General features: G+C 71.1%; 14 protein-coding genes. 6 read left to right on the top strand and 8 right to left on the bottom strand.

The genetic code is table 11. From position 1 onward, the window contains the following. Positions 1-137: 137 nt before the first annotated feature. Positions 138-989, bottom strand: coding sequence for a copper resistance CopC family protein (locus tag ACYVK5_RS01820; RefSeq protein ID WP_460701578.1), 852 nt, complete (start codon positions 987-989; stop codon positions 138-140). A 196-nt stretch (positions 990-1,185) separates the two neighbouring features. Between ACYVK5_RS01820 and ACYVK5_RS01815 the strand changes: the two genes are divergently transcribed. Continuing rightward, the gene (locus ACYVK5_RS01815) at positions 1,186-2,640 is read left to right on the top strand and encodes an MFS transporter (RefSeq protein ID WP_460701577.1); all 1,455 of its coding nucleotides are present in this window, start codon (positions 1,186-1,188) and stop codon (positions 2,638-2,640) included. Between the two features lie 164 nt (positions 2,641-2,804). On the opposite strand, the gene ACYVK5_RS01810 is transcribed toward ACYVK5_RS01815, so the two are convergent. From ACYVK5_RS01810 to ACYVK5_RS01790, 5 genes are all read right to left on the bottom strand, one after another. Then, the gene (locus tag ACYVK5_RS01810; RefSeq protein ID WP_460701576.1) at positions 2,805-3,050 is read right to left on the bottom strand and encodes a hypothetical protein; all 246 of its coding nucleotides are present in this window, start codon (positions 3,048-3,050) and stop codon (positions 2,805-2,807) included. A gap of 82 nt (positions 3,051-3,132) precedes the next feature. Continuing rightward, positions 3,133-4,125 (bottom strand): HAD family hydrolase, encoded by a 993-nt coding sequence (locus ACYVK5_RS01805; RefSeq protein ID WP_460701575.1) that lies wholly within the window; start codon positions 4,123-4,125, stop codon positions 3,133-3,135. A 214-nt stretch (positions 4,126-4,339) separates the two neighbouring features. Continuing rightward, the gene (locus ACYVK5_RS01800) at positions 4,340-5,161 is read right to left on the bottom strand and encodes a helix-turn-helix domain-containing protein (RefSeq protein ID WP_460701574.1); all 822 of its coding nucleotides are present in this window, start codon (positions 5,159-5,161) and stop codon (positions 4,340-4,342) included. Further along, positions 5,158-5,712, bottom strand: coding sequence for a DUF6879 family protein (locus tag ACYVK5_RS01795; RefSeq protein ID WP_460701573.1), 555 nt, complete (start codon positions 5,710-5,712; stop codon positions 5,158-5,160). Before ACYVK5_RS01795 ends, ACYVK5_RS01800 begins: the two co-directional genes overlap by 4 nt. After that, positions 5,706-6,008 (bottom strand): hypothetical protein, encoded by a 303-nt coding sequence (locus ACYVK5_RS01790; protein ID WP_460701572.1) that lies wholly within the window; start codon positions 6,006-6,008, stop codon positions 5,706-5,708. The genes ACYVK5_RS01795 and ACYVK5_RS01790 overlap by 7 nt, the downstream gene beginning before the upstream one ends. A 106-nt stretch (positions 6,009-6,114) precedes the next feature. On the opposite strand from ACYVK5_RS01790, the gene ACYVK5_RS01785 reads away from it, so the two are divergent. Beyond that, entirely contained in the window at positions 6,115-6,606 is a 492-nt protein-coding gene (locus ACYVK5_RS01785) for a hypothetical protein (RefSeq protein WP_460701571.1), read from the top strand. A gap of 73 nt (positions 6,607-6,679) precedes the next feature. On the opposite strand, the gene ACYVK5_RS01780 is transcribed toward ACYVK5_RS01785, so the two are convergent. Further along, positions 6,680-7,588: a 1-aminocyclopropane-1-carboxylate deaminase/D-cysteine desulfhydrase gene (locus tag ACYVK5_RS01780; RefSeq protein ID WP_460701570.1), complete on the bottom strand. Its 909-nt coding sequence runs from the start codon at positions 7,586-7,588 to the stop codon at positions 6,680-6,682. A 74-nt stretch (positions 7,589-7,662) separates the two neighbouring features. Here ACYVK5_RS01780 and ACYVK5_RS01775 point away from each other — a divergent pair, with 74 nt between their 5' ends. Continuing rightward, a complete protein-coding gene (locus ACYVK5_RS01775) occupies positions 7,663-9,804 on the top strand; it encodes an NAD(+) synthase (protein ID WP_460701569.1) in 2,142 nt (713 codons plus the stop codon). Positions 9,805-9,894: 90 nt separating this feature from the next. On the opposite strand, the gene ACYVK5_RS01770 is transcribed toward ACYVK5_RS01775, so the two are convergent. Next, positions 9,895-10,461: a hypothetical protein gene (locus ACYVK5_RS01770; protein ID WP_460701568.1), complete on the bottom strand. Its 567-nt coding sequence runs from the start codon at positions 10,459-10,461 to the stop codon at positions 9,895-9,897. A gap of 100 nt (positions 10,462-10,561) precedes the next feature. On the opposite strand from ACYVK5_RS01770, the gene ACYVK5_RS01765 reads away from it, so the two are divergent. From ACYVK5_RS01765 to ACYVK5_RS01755, 3 genes are all read left to right on the top strand, one after another. Further along, positions 10,562-11,797: an amidohydrolase gene (locus ACYVK5_RS01765; protein ID WP_460701567.1), complete on the top strand. Its 1,236-nt coding sequence runs from the start codon at positions 10,562-10,564 to the stop codon at positions 11,795-11,797. A gap of 211 nt (positions 11,798-12,008) precedes the next feature. Continuing rightward, the gene (locus ACYVK5_RS01760; protein ID WP_460701566.1) at positions 12,009-13,562 is read left to right on the top strand and encodes a sensor histidine kinase; all 1,554 of its coding nucleotides are present in this window, start codon (positions 12,009-12,011) and stop codon (positions 13,560-13,562) included. Beyond that, a complete protein-coding gene (locus tag ACYVK5_RS01755; RefSeq protein ID WP_460701565.1) occupies positions 13,559-14,230 on the top strand; it encodes a response regulator in 672 nt (223 codons plus the stop codon). The genes ACYVK5_RS01760 and ACYVK5_RS01755 overlap by 4 nt, the downstream gene beginning before the upstream one ends. Positions 14,231-14,250: the final 20 nt, after the last annotated feature.

The following is a 14,250-nucleotide window of genomic DNA, read 5'->3' as shown; positions in this document are numbered from 1 at the left end:
GCGAGTCGTCACGTGACGAAGACCTCACCAACGGTTTGGTGACGCCCGCCGGACACAGACATGAATCTCCGAACACACGTTCGTGACGGTCTCCTGAGACAGGATCGCCGGCACCGTGGGGCACCGTGGGGCGCAGGTCAATCGCCGCCGCCACCACCCGAGTCGCCGCCGCTTCCGGAGCCGCTGTCGCCGCCGGAGGAACCAGACGTGTCCCCGTCGTCGGAGTTGCCGCCCGCAGAGCCGGTACCTGCGGCGGCGTCGCCGCTGTCCCGCCTGCGCGTCGTCGCCTCGTTCTCCATCCTGCGCCACCTCACCACGAGCATGACGACGACCACGGCGAGCCCACCGATGAGCGCGAGCCCTGCAGCCCCGCTCGGGATCCCGGCGGACGTCTCGGGTGACGCGTCGGAACCCGCAGCATCGGCGTCGTCACCTGCGTCCGCCGGCTCCTCGATGGCCTCCGTCGGTTCGCTGCCGTCGGCCGCGGCCTCGGACGCCGCCTCCGTGGGCTCTTCCGTCGGCTCGGCGTCCTCGGGTGTCGCCGAGGGCTCGGGAGCGTCGACCGCGAAGGAGAACGTTCCCTCCAGCGGGTGCCCGTCCCCGGACACGATGTGCCAGGCGGCGTCGTACGTGCCACCGGGCAGCGTGGAGGGGACCGACGCGGTGAGCACGGCACCGTCCACGGTGAGGTCCTCGAGACCCACGCTGGTGCCGTCCTCGCCGGTGATGACCACCTCGGCGCCGGTCTCCAGCGGTTCGCCGGAGAACGTCAGCACGATCGTGGCAGGCATGGCGTCGAGCTCGTCGCCGTCCGCGGGGTCGCTGGACAGCAGTTGGTCGTGCGCGGACGCGGACGGCGAGGCGATCAGGAACATCCCCGCGACACTCAGGCAGGCGACCAACGACGCGGCGATCAGGACGGCGATCCGGACACCCGTGCGCGGAGCGGTGGCGGCGCGCAGATCGGCCGAGGAAACAACTTCAGGCATGTTCCGCACACTACTCCGGGACGCTGACACTTCCACAGCCTTTCGGACCGTGCGCTTCGCCACGTCACCGCACGTGCCCGGGCACGTCGTGCGACCCCGGCGCAACAGCTCGCACCCTGGCCCGCCGGCGGGCGCCGGGCGGTGTCGGTGTCTCCGTCTACGGTGTTCGAAAGATCAACCCACCGAGAGCGAGCAGATGCCTCACGACACCCCCGTCGCACCACCCCACGGCCGCCGCAACACGGCCGTGCTCGTCGTGAGCAACCTGCTGGGCGGGATCGGCGTCGCGTCCGGAGCTGCAGTGGGTGCCCTGCTGGCGGAGCACCTGGGCGGCACCTCGATGGGCGGCCTGGCCCAGGCGGCGAGCGTGCTCGGTGCCGCGGTCGCCGCCGTGCCGCTCGCGGGCACTGCCGCCCGGCGCGGCCGACGGCTGGCCCTGACCTGGGGATACGGTCTGGCAACGGTCGGTGGGGTACTCATCGTCACGGCGGCGGTGCTACACCTCGCGTTGCTGTTCCTGATCGCGATGGCGCTGTACGGCGTGGCCAACGCCGCCAACCTGCAGTCCCGGTACGCCGCCGCGGACAACGCGAGCACGGCGACCCGTGCCCGCACCATGGCGGTCGTCGTCTGGGCGACGACGGTCGGGTCGGTGGCGGGCCCGAACCTCGCCGCGCCGGGAGCGGTACTGGGCCGGGAGTTCGGCGTGCCCGTGCTGTCCGGGCCGTACTTCTTCGCCGTCGCCGGGTACGTGCTGGCCGGGCTTGCCGTGAGGTTGCTCTACCGCGACCCGGTGGCGCCGTCGAGCCCCTCCACGGTGGCGGTCGTCGACGGTACGACCCCGGCCATCAACGCCACGGCACCGGTCCCGGACGCAGCGGCCACGGACACCGGGCGTCAGGTCCCGGCCGCCACGGCTCCGGCAACGGACGCCACCACGACTCGGAGCCCTGACACCGCAGCTCAGGATAACCGGCCCGCCTCGGCGCTCGGCGCGCTCGCCTGGGCCTGGAGCCATGGCCGAGCGCGGTTCGCGGTGGTGACGATGGCCGTCGCGCACTCCGTGATGATCATGGTGATGGTGATGACGCCGCTGCACATGCAGCACGGCGGGATGTCGCTGGAACTGGTCGGGATCGTCATCAGCCTGCACGTGCTGGGTATGTTCGGGCTCAGCCCCGTGTTCGGCTGGCTCGCCGACCGCTGGGGCGCCGTGCGGACGGCCGTCCTCGGCCTGGCAGTGCAGGCGGTGGCGGTGGTTCTCGGCTTCGCCGCCGCGGTCGTGGCCGACGACGCGGCTGCCAGCCACGCGACTGCGGCCGGGCATGCGGCCGCGGGGCCGGATCCCGCGGCGAGCGTCGTGACCGCGGTCGCCCTGGTACTGCTGGGACTCGGCTGGTCGGCATCCGTCATCGCGACGTCGGCCCTGCTGGCGGGAGTCGGCGACACGCGCGTCAGGGTCCCGCTCCAGGGCGCCTGCGACGCCCTCATGAACTATGCGGGCGCGGGCGCCGCTGCGCTGGCCGGGCCGGTGCTGGCATTCGGCGGGTTCCAGGCCGTCAACATCGCAGGAGCGATCCTGCTGGTGCCGGCCGCCGTCGCACTCGTTGCCCGAAGCCACACCCGGAACGGCACACCTGCGGTTCGCTGACCGGCCGGTCACCCCACCGCCTCGGGCCATGATGTCGGCCTACGAATGAGGTTGGCGTCCCTCGCACGAAGTTTGCGCGCATGGCCCGAGAGCTGCGGTCGCCAACCTCGTGCCAGGGACGCCAACCTCATTCATACCGGCGGATTCTCGCGAGCCCATGGTTCTCAGCTGTTCAGGAGTCGTGTCCAGGTGGGGGTGTGTTCGCCTCGGGTGAGGTTGCGGGCACGTAGGACGAGGTTGGCGACGTCAGCCTGGCGGTCCACCTCGAAGTGCTGGTCAGGGAAGTGGTGGCTGAACCAGCCTCGGACGGCGATCCAGGGGTACGTTTCCCATCCGCTCTCGACCGGCAGGATAGGAGCAGGGAACCCACCCGGGCCTTCCTTCCCGGCGGCCATCATGCGCACGGTCATCTCGTCGCGTCCGGTGGGCGGCGCGGCGCGTCAAGAGTGACGGTCAAACAGAGGGCAGCCTGCGAACGCTCAGGCTCGTTGCTCATTCCCATTCGGAGGCCCACTGCTCCATGTCGTCGCGGCGGCGGAGTTCTTCGTCGGTGTGGACGGTGCAGCGCCAGTAGGCGCCGAGTTTGTCGATCGCGGGGCGGGTGCAGCGGTGCCGGCCGGCGCGGTCGGTCCACCACTGGCAGCGGGCCGAGTCGGTCATCCAGGCCGAGGCGGCGTCCAGGGCGTGGGCGGCGCCGTCCTGCCACACCGAGCCGGTGGTCTCACCCTGGCGCGCGGCGACCGTGTCCTTGATCTCCTCGGTGGCGTTGCCCATCGCGACCGGCACGGCGGCCCACTCCAGCATCTCGCGGTCGTTGCCGGAATCACCCACCGCGACCGTGCGGCCCGGGTGCACGCCGAGCGTGGCGCGCACGTGTTCGAGCGCGCTTGCCTTGGACAGGCCACCGGCCGTCAGATCGATCCAGTCCGGGCGGGTGGCGTGGGCGGTCACGCCCAGCGCGCGCAACCCCTGCACGAACCCAGCCGCGCCGTCCCCGTGCAGCGCGATCCTCGGGGTGGGATCGGCCCACAACCCCTCCACGTTCGAAGGAATCTGCACGCCGGGCAGCTCGTCGTCCGGGAACCTTGAGGTGACCTTGTAGCCGTACCCGACCACCTCCGCGGCCGCCTTGAGCCGACCGGCAACGATCGCACGCACCACATGCCGCAACGCCATCTCCGCCGGGGCATCACGCCTCGCGATCACCTTCGCCTTGCCGTCGGCAATCCGCGCCGTGACCGCGCCGTTGGACGCGATCACGAACCCCTCTCGGATCTCCAGATCCACCGCCGCCGCCAACGCGCCCACCAGGGACCTGCCTGTCGCCAGCGCCACATGATGCCCCGCCGCACGCAGATCACCGACCGCCTCCACCACCCTGGGCGTGGGCGCGCACCCGGTCACCAGCAACGTGAAATCGATGTCACATCCGACGAGGCCGGCCATCGTGTGCCGGGTCATCGCGATGGTGTGGGTAGTGGTCATGGATGCGTCCTTACTGTGCGGCGGATTCGTGCCGAAGCGCGTCGTTTCCTGTTTCGTCTTGGCCTGTCGTGACCGTCGAGATGCGACGGCGGCCCTGGGCCTTCGGGCCCGAGACGGTGGCGCCGACGGAGACCCGGGAGAGATGCGGACTACTCACGCGAGCAAGTATTACGTCTCAGACGTGATAGATGCAAGCAACAAGCAGGAAGCCTTGTCACAGCGCGGCGTACTCCGCTCTGATTCGCTCCAAGTGCGGCCGAGCGTTCTCGCCCCACGCGACGTACCGCTCCAGGTGCTCCCACTCCCGGACGACCTGTTGGACGTTCTCGGCGTCGGTCACCAGCGACGTGCCGGGAACCGTCGACACGAGAGCCGCCGTGTCGTCATAGATGGTGAACTGGTGCAGGGCGGGCCAGCCGACTGGCGTCGTCCACGGGATGATGCCCTGCCGCAGATGCGGCCGGTCCAGTTCGTCGAGAAGTCGGTCGAGTTGCTCGACCATCACATCCGGGCCGCCCAAGTTCCAGCGCAGCGCGCCTTCCGTGTGGATGGCCACGATCTCGCGCTGGTCACTACCGAGGATCTGCTGGCGGCGCATCCTGGACTCGACGAACTTGTCCACGTTCTCGGCGGGCATCTCGTCGCCCCACATCGCCCGAACGTAGCCCGGCGTCTGCAACAGACCGATCACACCGGACGGGCAGAAGTACCGGATGGAGCCGGCCGAACTTTCCTGCCGCCCGATGCGATCCTGTAGCAGCCAGCCGCCGCGCTGCAGCACCACCTTCGCCGACCACGCCTGCGCCTTCGCCTCGCGTGCCTGCTCGACGAGCCGGTCACGAGTCTTGACCGACGCGCCGTAGACCTCGGCGAGCCGTTCAGCATCCGCCGGGGTCGGCGGAGTCTTTCCGCGCTCGATGTTCGAGAGCTTGGCCTGGCTGATACCAGCCGCCTTGGCCGCGCTGACGCCGCTCATCGCGGCGTCCGCGCGCAATGCGCGAAGCGCCGCGGCGAGCGGGGGAAGGTCGGTGGTCATTCACTCCGAGGGGTCGGGTCGCGGGAGTCGCGCCAGTACTGCGGATGCTCATCCCACCAGGTGACGAGATCAGTACCCGCGTCCCATGCCAGGTCTGCGATCGCGGTCCAGTGTCCCACAGCCTGCTCATCGTTCACCGGCTCAGCGCCGACGAAACGCCCTTCGTTGTCATAGTGCATCAGCAGGACATGACGGCGCTCGACAACCCAGAAGTCCTGCGCTCCGACCTCCGGGGTATCGGACTTGCTCACGACCCGGCAGCGCTCGCCCGCGGCGACGTTGTCCAGGTAGCCCCACTCGATCGAGCTGCGGCGATAGTCGGTCAGCGGTTCGGTGAGAGCCAGGACCCTTCGGGTGATCTGCCCCTGGGCGACCTGCTTGCGGATCACGTCGGCCCACGGCCGATGCCCCGGCCCGGGTTCACCGTTCAGGTAACGCTGCAGCCGGTCCGCGTCCTGGGGAACGTTGAGCACGTCACGCGTCTCCAGGCGGAACAGATCCGTCTCGTGACGAGAGGTGATGAACTCACCGAGTTCGTCCGCACTCAGCATCGAGAACCCTCCAAAGCAGGAACGACCGCCGGGTCCACGATCACGGCAGCCTCTCCGGCCGGGAGGTCGAGGTAGGCGATCGTGTCCGGGTCGGTCACCGGCCGCCCCGGGATGAGCAGATCATCACCGTCGCGACGCACGGGAGCGTCCCACTCGGTCGCGAGCCATGCAGGGATACGCACCGTCCGGTCGGATACCGTCCGGTACCCCTGGACGATCAACGCTCCGTCGTCGGCACGATGGATCGTCGGGCAGGTGTGTCCGTTGTCGCACGTCGAACGCAGGATCTCAGGCATATCTGACTCCACTCTCCAGTCGAAACGACACCACCGTACAACAATCACGTCTCAGATCGAATAGCCTAGGATGAATCTGTCCACTCCGACCGGAAGGACGCCTCCCGTGGTGACGATCGCCGTGACCGGCCACATAGACCTCTCCCCCGACAGCATCCCCCTCGTGCGCACGGCACTCGACGAAATGCTCACCCCGCTAGCGGCCGCAGGCGAGCTCACCGGCGTGTCCTGCATCGCGCGCGGCGCGGACACACTGTTCGCCCAAGCCGTCCTGGCCGCAGGCGGGCGCCTCCTGGCGATCATCCCCTCACAGGACTACCGGCACACCAAGGTGAAGCCGGATCACGCCCCCACCTTCGACAAACTCATCGAGGCCGCCGACGACGTCGCAGTGCTGCCGTACGCCTCAGCCAACCGAGACGCCTACGAGGCAGCCAACAAGATCCTCATCGAACGAGCCGACCACCTCGTCGCCGTCTGGGACGGCCAACCACCGACCAGCAAGGGCGGCACCGCAGACACGGTCACCCAAGCCCGAGCCGCCGGAGTACCCGTCGACATCGTCTGGCCGGACGGAGCGATCCGAACGCGGCAATGACACCCCAGCCCTGTCAGCTCTGCGCCCTCACGTGGCAAGAAGGCGCGACCGGCAAGACGACGCAGCGGCGCTATCACGATCTTGTCTGAGCCTCGAAGTCCGGTCCAGTGATGACCGCGACCACGACAGTGCCGGGCGCGAACCGGCCCCGTTCGGCGAGGTGGAACAGGCCGTACATCATCTTGGCCACGTACACCCAGTCCAGCCGTATCCCGTGCCGGGCCTCGAAATCGTCGATGAACTCCGTCAGTTCGGGCTTGCGCTTGGCGTACCCACCGAAGTGGTATCCGGTCTCGATCGACCAGTTGCCGGTCGTGTGCCCGAGTGCGTCACGTTGCAACGCAGCGACATCATCGCGGAGGAAATCCCCGCCCTTGAGCGACGAGAACCCGATCGCACGCTGCCCAGGCCCCAGGCCGGCACCGATGCCCGCGAGAGTTCCGCCGGTCCCGACCGCGCACGCGATCACATCGAAGGCCTGGTCGATCTCTCCCGGCAGGTCGGCGCACCCCTGCACGGCCAGAGCATTGCTGCCGCCCTCCGGGATCAGGTAGAAGTCCCCGAACGAGTCGCGGAGGGAGGCAACGACGTCGGGCGATGTCTTGACCCGGTACGTCGTGCGGTCCATGTACGCCAGCCGCATCCCACGATCCACGGCGAATCGCAGCGATGGGTTGAGCGGGAGATGTTCCTCACCACGGATCACGCCGACCGTCTCGAACCCGAACAACGCACCAGCCGCGGCTACAGCACGGATGTGGTTCGAGTACGCCCCGCCGAACGTGAGCAACCGGGACGCTCCTTGCTCGCGCGCCGCATCAAGATTCCGGTGCAGCTTGCGCCACTTGTTCCCCGGCAGGTCCGGATGGATCAGGTCGTCACGCTTCAGCAGGACCCGCACGCCCACCGCCCCCAGCCGGCCGTCGTCGAGCGGCTCGAGCGGCGACGGCAACCTCACATCGACACCAGCGATGGGATCCATGCTCGCGAGCGTACCCATGCCGCCACGCCGGATCCGCGCTTCGGCCGAAGAACCGCGAACCTAGACTCGGAGGCGTGGACTTCTACAACGCGTACGCCCAGGGCTTCGCCCGCGTCGCGGCCTGCACCATCCCGGTCACGCCCGCCGATCCGGCCGCGAACGCCGCGGCCGTCCTGGAGCAGGCGCGCGCCTGCCACGACGAGGGCGTCGCGGTCGCCGTGTTCCCCGAACTGTGTCTCAGCGGCTACGCCATCGACGACCTGCTCCTGCAGGACACCCTGCTCGACGGCGTGCTGGACGCCCTGCGCCACCTGCTCACCGAGGGCGCGGATCTGGCGCCGGTGATCGTCGTCGGCGCGCCGCTGCGGCACGGGAACCGGCTGCTGAACTGCGCCGTCGTCGTGCATCGCGGGCGCGTCCTGGGCGTCGCGCCCAAGTCCTTCCTACCGAACTACCGCGAGTTCTACGAGACGCGGCACTTCGCCGCCGGGGCCGGCATCGAGGACACCACGACGCGCCTCCTCGGCGCGGACGTACCGCTCGGCACGGACCTCGTCTTCCGGGCCGACGACGTGACCGGGCTCGCGATCCACGTCGAGGTGTGCGAGGACATGTGGATCCCCGTGCCGCCGTCGGCCCGCGCCGCCCTGGCCGGGGCGACCGTGCTGCTCAACCTCAGCGCCAGCCCCGTCCTGGTGTCGCGCGCCGAGGAGCGGCGCCTGCTGGTGCGCAGCGCGAGCGCGCGCTGCAACGCCGCGTACGTCTACACGGCGGCGGGCCAGGGGGAGTCCACCACGGACCTGTCCTGGGACGGCCAGACGATGGTCTACGAGTGCGGTGACCTGCTCGGCGAGACCGAGCGCTTCCCTCACGGGCCGCGGCGCACGGTGGTCGACGTCGACCTGGACCGGATCCGCCAGGAGCGCCAGCGCCAGGGGTCCTTCGACGACAACGCGCGGGCTCTCGGGATCGCGTACGACGGCGGCCGTGGCGCGGCGGGTGCGGACGGTGCGGCGGGCACGGGCAACACGGCAGGCGCGGCTGCCGTGCGGAGCGCCGCGTCGTCGGGCGCCTTCCGGGAGGTCACGTTCACGGCGGCTCCGCCGTCGGGCGACGTCGGACTGCGCCGCGCCGTCGACCGCTTCCCGTTCGTGCCCGACGACGCCGACCGGCTCGCGCAGGACTGCTACGAGGCGTACAACATCCAGGTCAGCGGCCTGGAGCGGCGGCTGACGGCGATCGGCTCACCCAAGGTGATCATCGGGGTCTCCGGCGGGCTCGACTCCACGCACGCGCTGGTCGTGGCGGCCAAGGCGATGGACCGGCTCGGCCGGCCACGCGGCGACATCCACGCGTTCACGCTGCCGGGCTTCGCGACGTCGCCGGAGACGAAGGAGCGCGCCACCCGGCTGTCGCGGTCGCTGGGCGTGACGTTCGAGGAACTCGACATCAAGCCCGCCGCCGAACAGATGCTCAAGGACCTCGACCACCCGTACTCGGCGGGCACGCGACAGTACGACGTCACCTTCGAGAACGTGCAGGCCGGACTGCGCACGGACTACCTGTTCCGGCTGGCGAACCGCCGGGGCGGCATCGTGCTCGGCACGGGCGACCTGTCGGAGCTGGCGCTCGGCTGGGCGACGTACGGCGTCGGCGACCAGATGTCGCACTACGCGGTCAACACGGGCGTGCCGAAGACGCTGATCCAGCACCTGATCCGGTGGGCGATCGACACCGAGCAGCTCGGGGAGGCCGGCTCCGGGACGAACGCGGTGCTCGCCGAGATCCTCGACCAGGAGATCACGCCGGAGCTCATCCCGGCCCACGAGGGGGAGGCTCCCCAGTCCACCGAGGCGTCGGTGGGGCCGTACGCGCTGCAGGACTTCTCGCTGTTCTGGACGCTGCGCTACGGGATGCGGCCGAGCCGGATCGCGTTCCTGGCCTGGCACGCGTGGCGGGACCCGGACAGCGGCGCCTGGCCGCCCGGCTACCGCGACGCCGACCGGACGGACTACGACCTCGCGACGATCCGGCGCTGGCTGGAGGTCTTCCTGCGCCGGTTCTTCGCGAACCAGTTCAAGCGGTCCGCGATCCCGAACGGTCCGAAGGTCCTGGCCGGCGGCACGCTGTCGCCGCGCGGGGACTGGCGGATGCCGTCGGACGCGCGGGCGACGACGTGGCTGGCCGAGCTGGAGCGCAACGTCCCGGCGGGGTGACGGCCGGGCTCCGGACAGGCCGCCAGGAGGTTCCTTACGCCAAAGCCCGTTGAAGCGTAAGCAAGCTCCTGCTTGAAGCCGGCCCCGTGGCTACGCCCGCGCCTCCTCCGGCTTCTTCTTGAAGCTGCGGTAGAACGGGTAGGCGAAGGCCAGCGTCCACACGAGGAAGAACACCGCGATGACCACGTTCCCGGCGGGGGTGTAGGCCGCCTGCTCCTCGGCGTCGGTCACGGCCATGACCGTGCCCGCCGGGTCGGACGGGTCGTAGACCACCTCGAACGAGCCCTCGTAGGGCGCGGGTGCCGGGCCCCAGTCCTCCAGGTACGCGGTCTCGGGCGCGCCCTCCGGGTCGTTCAGGGCGAGCTGCTGCGCCCCGTCCGGGAGAGTGACCGTCGCCCGCACCTCCGGGTCCATGACCTCGCGCCGGTCCGCGCCGTCGCGGCGCCGCTCCCGTACCTCGGCGCGCCCCTCGGCGCCGGTAGCGGTGGCACGGTCGCCGTCGGACAGCAGGCTCTCCGCGTCGGCGGCCTGGCCCATGGCACTCGGGATGAGCGCGAGGGACGCCACGGTCAGGACAGCCCCGATCGTGAACAGGATCCGGATGATGCGCGTTCCCCAGGTGTCGCCGAGGAACCTGCTGAGGTTTCGGGATGCCACGTCGAGTCTCCTTAGCGTAGAACGTCCGCCAGGAGCCTACTGGGTCGCCGGGCGAGAAATCGTGACGGACCGCCCCCGGGCCTGCGCCATGATGTTGCCCATGACAACTCGCTCCAGCGTCGCCATCACCGGCGCATACGTCGTCCCGGTCGCCTCCGAACCCCTGGAGAACGGCACAGTCCTGATCGAGGACGGCGTGATCACCGCCGTCGGTCAGGACGTCGACATCCCCGAGGACACGCCCACCGTCGACGGCTCGGGCAAGTGGCTGCTCCCCGGTTTCGTCGAGGCGCACGGCCATATCGGCACCCACGAGGAGGGCGAGGGCTGGGCCGGGCAGGACACCAACGAGATGACCGACCCGGACGGCTCCGCGCTGCGCGCGCTCGACGCCGTGAACATCGAGGACGAGGGTTTCCACGACGCCCTTGCAGGCGGCGTGACGAGCGCGGTCCTGAAGCCCGGTTCCGGGAACCCGATCGGCGGCCAGACGATCGCGATCAAGACCTGGGGCGGCCGGACCATCGACGAGCAGGTGATCAGCGACTCGGTGTCGGTGAAGTCCGCGCTCGGCGAGAACCCCAAGCGCGTCTACGGCGACCAGAAGAAGCTGCCGTCCACCCGTCTCGGCACCGCGCACGTGATCCGCAAGGCGTTCGTCGACGCGCAGAACTACGTCGCGAAGCGCGACGCCGCCGAGGCCAAGGGCGAACCGTTCGAGCGCGACCTGGGCAAGGAGACCCTCGCGCGGGTGCTCGCCGGCGAGCTCGCCTGGGACCAGCACACCCACCGCGCGGACGACATCGCCACCGCCATCCGCCTGTCGGAGGAGTTCGGCTACCGCCTCGTGGTCAACCACGGCACGGAGGGGCACCTGATCGCCGACTTGCTCGCCGAGAAGGACATCCCCGTCATCTACGGCCCGATGTTCGTGTCCCGCTCCAAGGTCGAGGTGCGCCGGCGCGCCAACGTGAACATCGCGAGGATGGCGGCGGCAGGCGTCCGCGTCGCGATCACCACGGACCACCCCGTCATCCCGATCGACTTCCTGGTTCACCAGGCGTCGTTCGCGGCCCGCGACGGCCTCCCGCGGGAGACCGCGCTCGCCGCGATCACCACCAACCCGGCGTCGTTCCTGGGGCTCGACGACCGGGTCGGCGCCGTCAGGCCCGGCCTCGACGGCGACGTCGTCCTGTGGTCCGGCGACCCGTTCGACGCCACCCAGCGTGCCGAGCGGGTCTTCATCACGGGCACGCAGGTCTACCGCTGGGACCACGAGGCCGACGGCGGCCGTGGCGCCCGCCGCGTCGCGGACCGCATGGACCGCTTCGTCTGACGTCGCAGGCGGGCACGGTCGGCTGGTCGTCGAGCGATCGGCCGGATGTCGAGTGGTCGGCTCGATGTCGAGTGGTCGGCTCCCCGAGCGACCGATCTTCCGACGACGGGCCGGTCACCCTGCCCACCAGCCATCCCTGGGTCCGGGGTGCCGTCGCATACGGCACCCCGGGTGGACGCGCCCGGCGCCGCGCCCGGCTAGCGTGGCGAGCATGTCGCTCGAGCAGGCAGGCCGCCCGCTTCCGGCCATGGCGGACCGCGGACCGCTGGGCCGGCGGCGCGCGCGGATCTTCGTCGCGACCGCGGCGCTGGGTGTGGCCGTGCTCGGGAGCATCGGATCCGGGTTCGCCCAGCCCGAGGCACGGACGTTCGACGTCGGCGCGCTCGCCCTGCTCCTGGTCACCCCCCTCGCGATCGTCCTCCTCCTGCCCCGGCGTCCCGCGACCGCGGTGGCGGCCTCGGTCGGCGCCACCGGCGCCTATCTCCTCGCGGGCTATCCCTGGGGACCGGCGATCCTCGAGCCGGTGGTGCTGCTGGCGGTGGTCATCCTCTGCGGACCGGCCCGGCGAGGTCGCATGATCGCCTGGGCCGGCGCCGCGCTGCTGCTCGGCATGGTCGCGACGGCGGGGGCGATCGCCCCGCCCGTCTTCCAGGAACCGAGCTGGGGCGGGCCGCCGGGCCACTCGAGGTGGGAGCCGCACGGCGGCCCCGGCGAGGGCGGGCTGCGGGAACTCGCCAGCGGTTTCTCACCGGCGAGCCTCGTCGCCGGCGCCGCCTGGACCGCGGTCGCGCTCCTGGTGTCGAGCGCGATCCGGGACCGCGCCACCCGGCGGACGGCCGCCCGGCTGGCGGCCCGCGAGACCGCCGCCGAACGCGAGCGCACCGCCGTCACGGCCGAGCGGCTGCGGATCGCCCGCGAGCTGCACGACGTCCTCGCCCACTCCCTGTCCGGCATCAACGTGCAGGCGGGCGTCGGCCTGCACCTGCTCGACCGCGATCCCGGCCAGGCCCGGACCGCCCTCACCTCGATCCGCGACACGAGCCGCGACGCCCTCGCCGAGGTCCGTACGGTCCTCGGGATCGTCCGCATGGAGGCCGGCGAGGGGCGGACCACGACGGCCGCGGGCTCCGCCCGCACCGGTGCACCCGGGAACCCCGGACCGCCGTCGGACACGGGCACGGAACGCGCCGGACCACCCGGGAGCCCCGGACCGCCGTCGTCCGCGGACATGGCCGACCCGCCGCTCGTCCCGACCTGGGACCTGTCGGGGCTGGAGCGGCTCGCCTCGCAGACCCGCGCCGAGGGACTCACGGTGACACTGGAGGTCGACGCGCACGGGCTTCCCGACCGCGTCGCCGGTGCCGTGCATCGTGTGGTGCAGGAGGCGCTGACCAACGTCCGCCGGCACGCCGTCGGCGCCACCCGCGTCGCCGTCTCGGTCCGCCGGAGCGGCACGTCATGCTTTGTCGCAGTGTCCGACGACGGTCGTGGCGCGTCCGGCGCCGACGGGGGCGGATACGGATTGCGGGGGATGCGCGAACGGGTCGAGGCACTCGGCGGCACGCTCGAGGCCGGGCCGGACGACGTCGGCTGGCTGGTCCGTGCCGCGTTCCCGCTGCCCGGCACCGCGCCCGCCACGGGCACGGGCGCCGCGCCCGACGGCAAGGACGCCGTATCCGCCCGCGGTACGGACGCTCCGCCCGCCCAGGACACGGACGCTCCGCCCGGCCACACGAACGACGAACCCCGAGGAGAGCCCGCATGATCGACGTCCTGCTCGCCGACGACCAGGCTCTGGTCCGCGGCGGGTTCCGTGCCCTGGTGGACTCCGAGCCGGACATGCGCGTCGTGGCGGAGGCCGCCACCGGCGACGACGCCGTCGCTCTGACGCTGGAGCACCTGCCCGACGTCGTCCTCATGGACATCCGGATGCCCGGCTCCGACGGCCTGGCGGCGACCCGCCGGATCGCCGCGGACGCGCGCGCGTCCGGCGTGCACGTGGTGGTGGTGACGACGTTCGAGCTCGACGAGTACGTCACCGAGGCGATCCGTGCGGGGGCCGCGGGCTTCCTCGTGAAGGACACCGACCCCGCCGACCTGGTGCGGGCGGTGCGTGTCGCGGCGTCGGGGGAGGCGCTGCTGTCGCCGAGCGTGACCCGTCGGCTGCTCGCGCGGGTCGCCGGGGCGGCGCGGGACGTCCCGGCTCATCCGGGTCTGGACGATCTGACGCCGCGCGAGCGCGAGGTGCTCGTGGAGGTCGCGGGCGGGCTGGCCAACGACGAGATCGCCCGCAGGCTCTACCTCTCGGAGTCCACGGTGAAGACGCACGTGTCACGTGTGCTCACGAAGCTCGCGGCACGGGACCGCGCCCAGCTCGTCGTGGTCGCGTACGAGTCGGGACTGGTCCGGCCGGGCTGGGACGGGGAGCTCTGACCGGTACGGACGGGGTAGCG

Source organism: Myceligenerans halotolerans (assembly GCF_054782975.1).
This window is presented reverse-complemented; position numbering and strand designations above follow the sequence as displayed.

Excerpts from the sequence above, each read along its gene's own strand:
- ACYVK5_RS01820 (WP_460701578.1), bottom strand. The coding sequence starts at position 989 with ATGCCTGAAGTTGTTTCCTCGGCCGATCTGCGCGCCGCCACCGCTCCG.
- ACYVK5_RS01815 (WP_460701577.1), top strand. The coding sequence starts at position 1,186 with ATGCCTCACGACACCCCCGTCGCACCACCCCACGGCCGCCGCAACACG.
- ACYVK5_RS01810 (WP_460701576.1), bottom strand. The coding sequence starts at position 3,050 with ATGACCGTGCGCATGATGGCCGCCGGGAAGGAAGGCCCGGGTGGGTTC.
- ACYVK5_RS01805 (WP_460701575.1), bottom strand. The coding sequence starts at position 4,125 with ATGACCACTACCCACACCATCGCGATGACCCGGCACACGATGGCCGGC.
- ACYVK5_RS01800 (WP_460701574.1), bottom strand. The coding sequence starts at position 5,161 with ATGACCACCGACCTTCCCCCGCTCGCCGCGGCGCTTCGCGCATTGCGC.
- ACYVK5_RS01795 (WP_460701573.1), bottom strand. The coding sequence starts at position 5,712 with ATGCTGAGTGCGGACGAACTCGGTGAGTTCATCACCTCTCGTCACGAG.
- ACYVK5_RS01790 (WP_460701572.1), bottom strand. The coding sequence starts at position 6,008 with ATGCCTGAGATCCTGCGTTCGACGTGCGACAACGGACACACCTGCCCG.
- ACYVK5_RS01780 (WP_460701570.1), bottom strand. The coding sequence starts at position 7,588 with ATGGATCCCATCGCTGGTGTCGATGTGAGGTTGCCGTCGCCGCTCGAG.
- ACYVK5_RS01765 (WP_460701567.1), top strand. The coding sequence starts at position 10,562 with ATGACAACTCGCTCCAGCGTCGCCATCACCGGCGCATACGTCGTCCCG.
- ACYVK5_RS01760 (WP_460701566.1), top strand. The coding sequence starts at position 12,009 with ATGTCGCTCGAGCAGGCAGGCCGCCCGCTTCCGGCCATGGCGGACCGC.
- ACYVK5_RS01755 (WP_460701565.1), top strand. The coding sequence starts at position 13,559 with ATGATCGACGTCCTGCTCGCCGACGACCAGGCTCTGGTCCGCGGCGGG.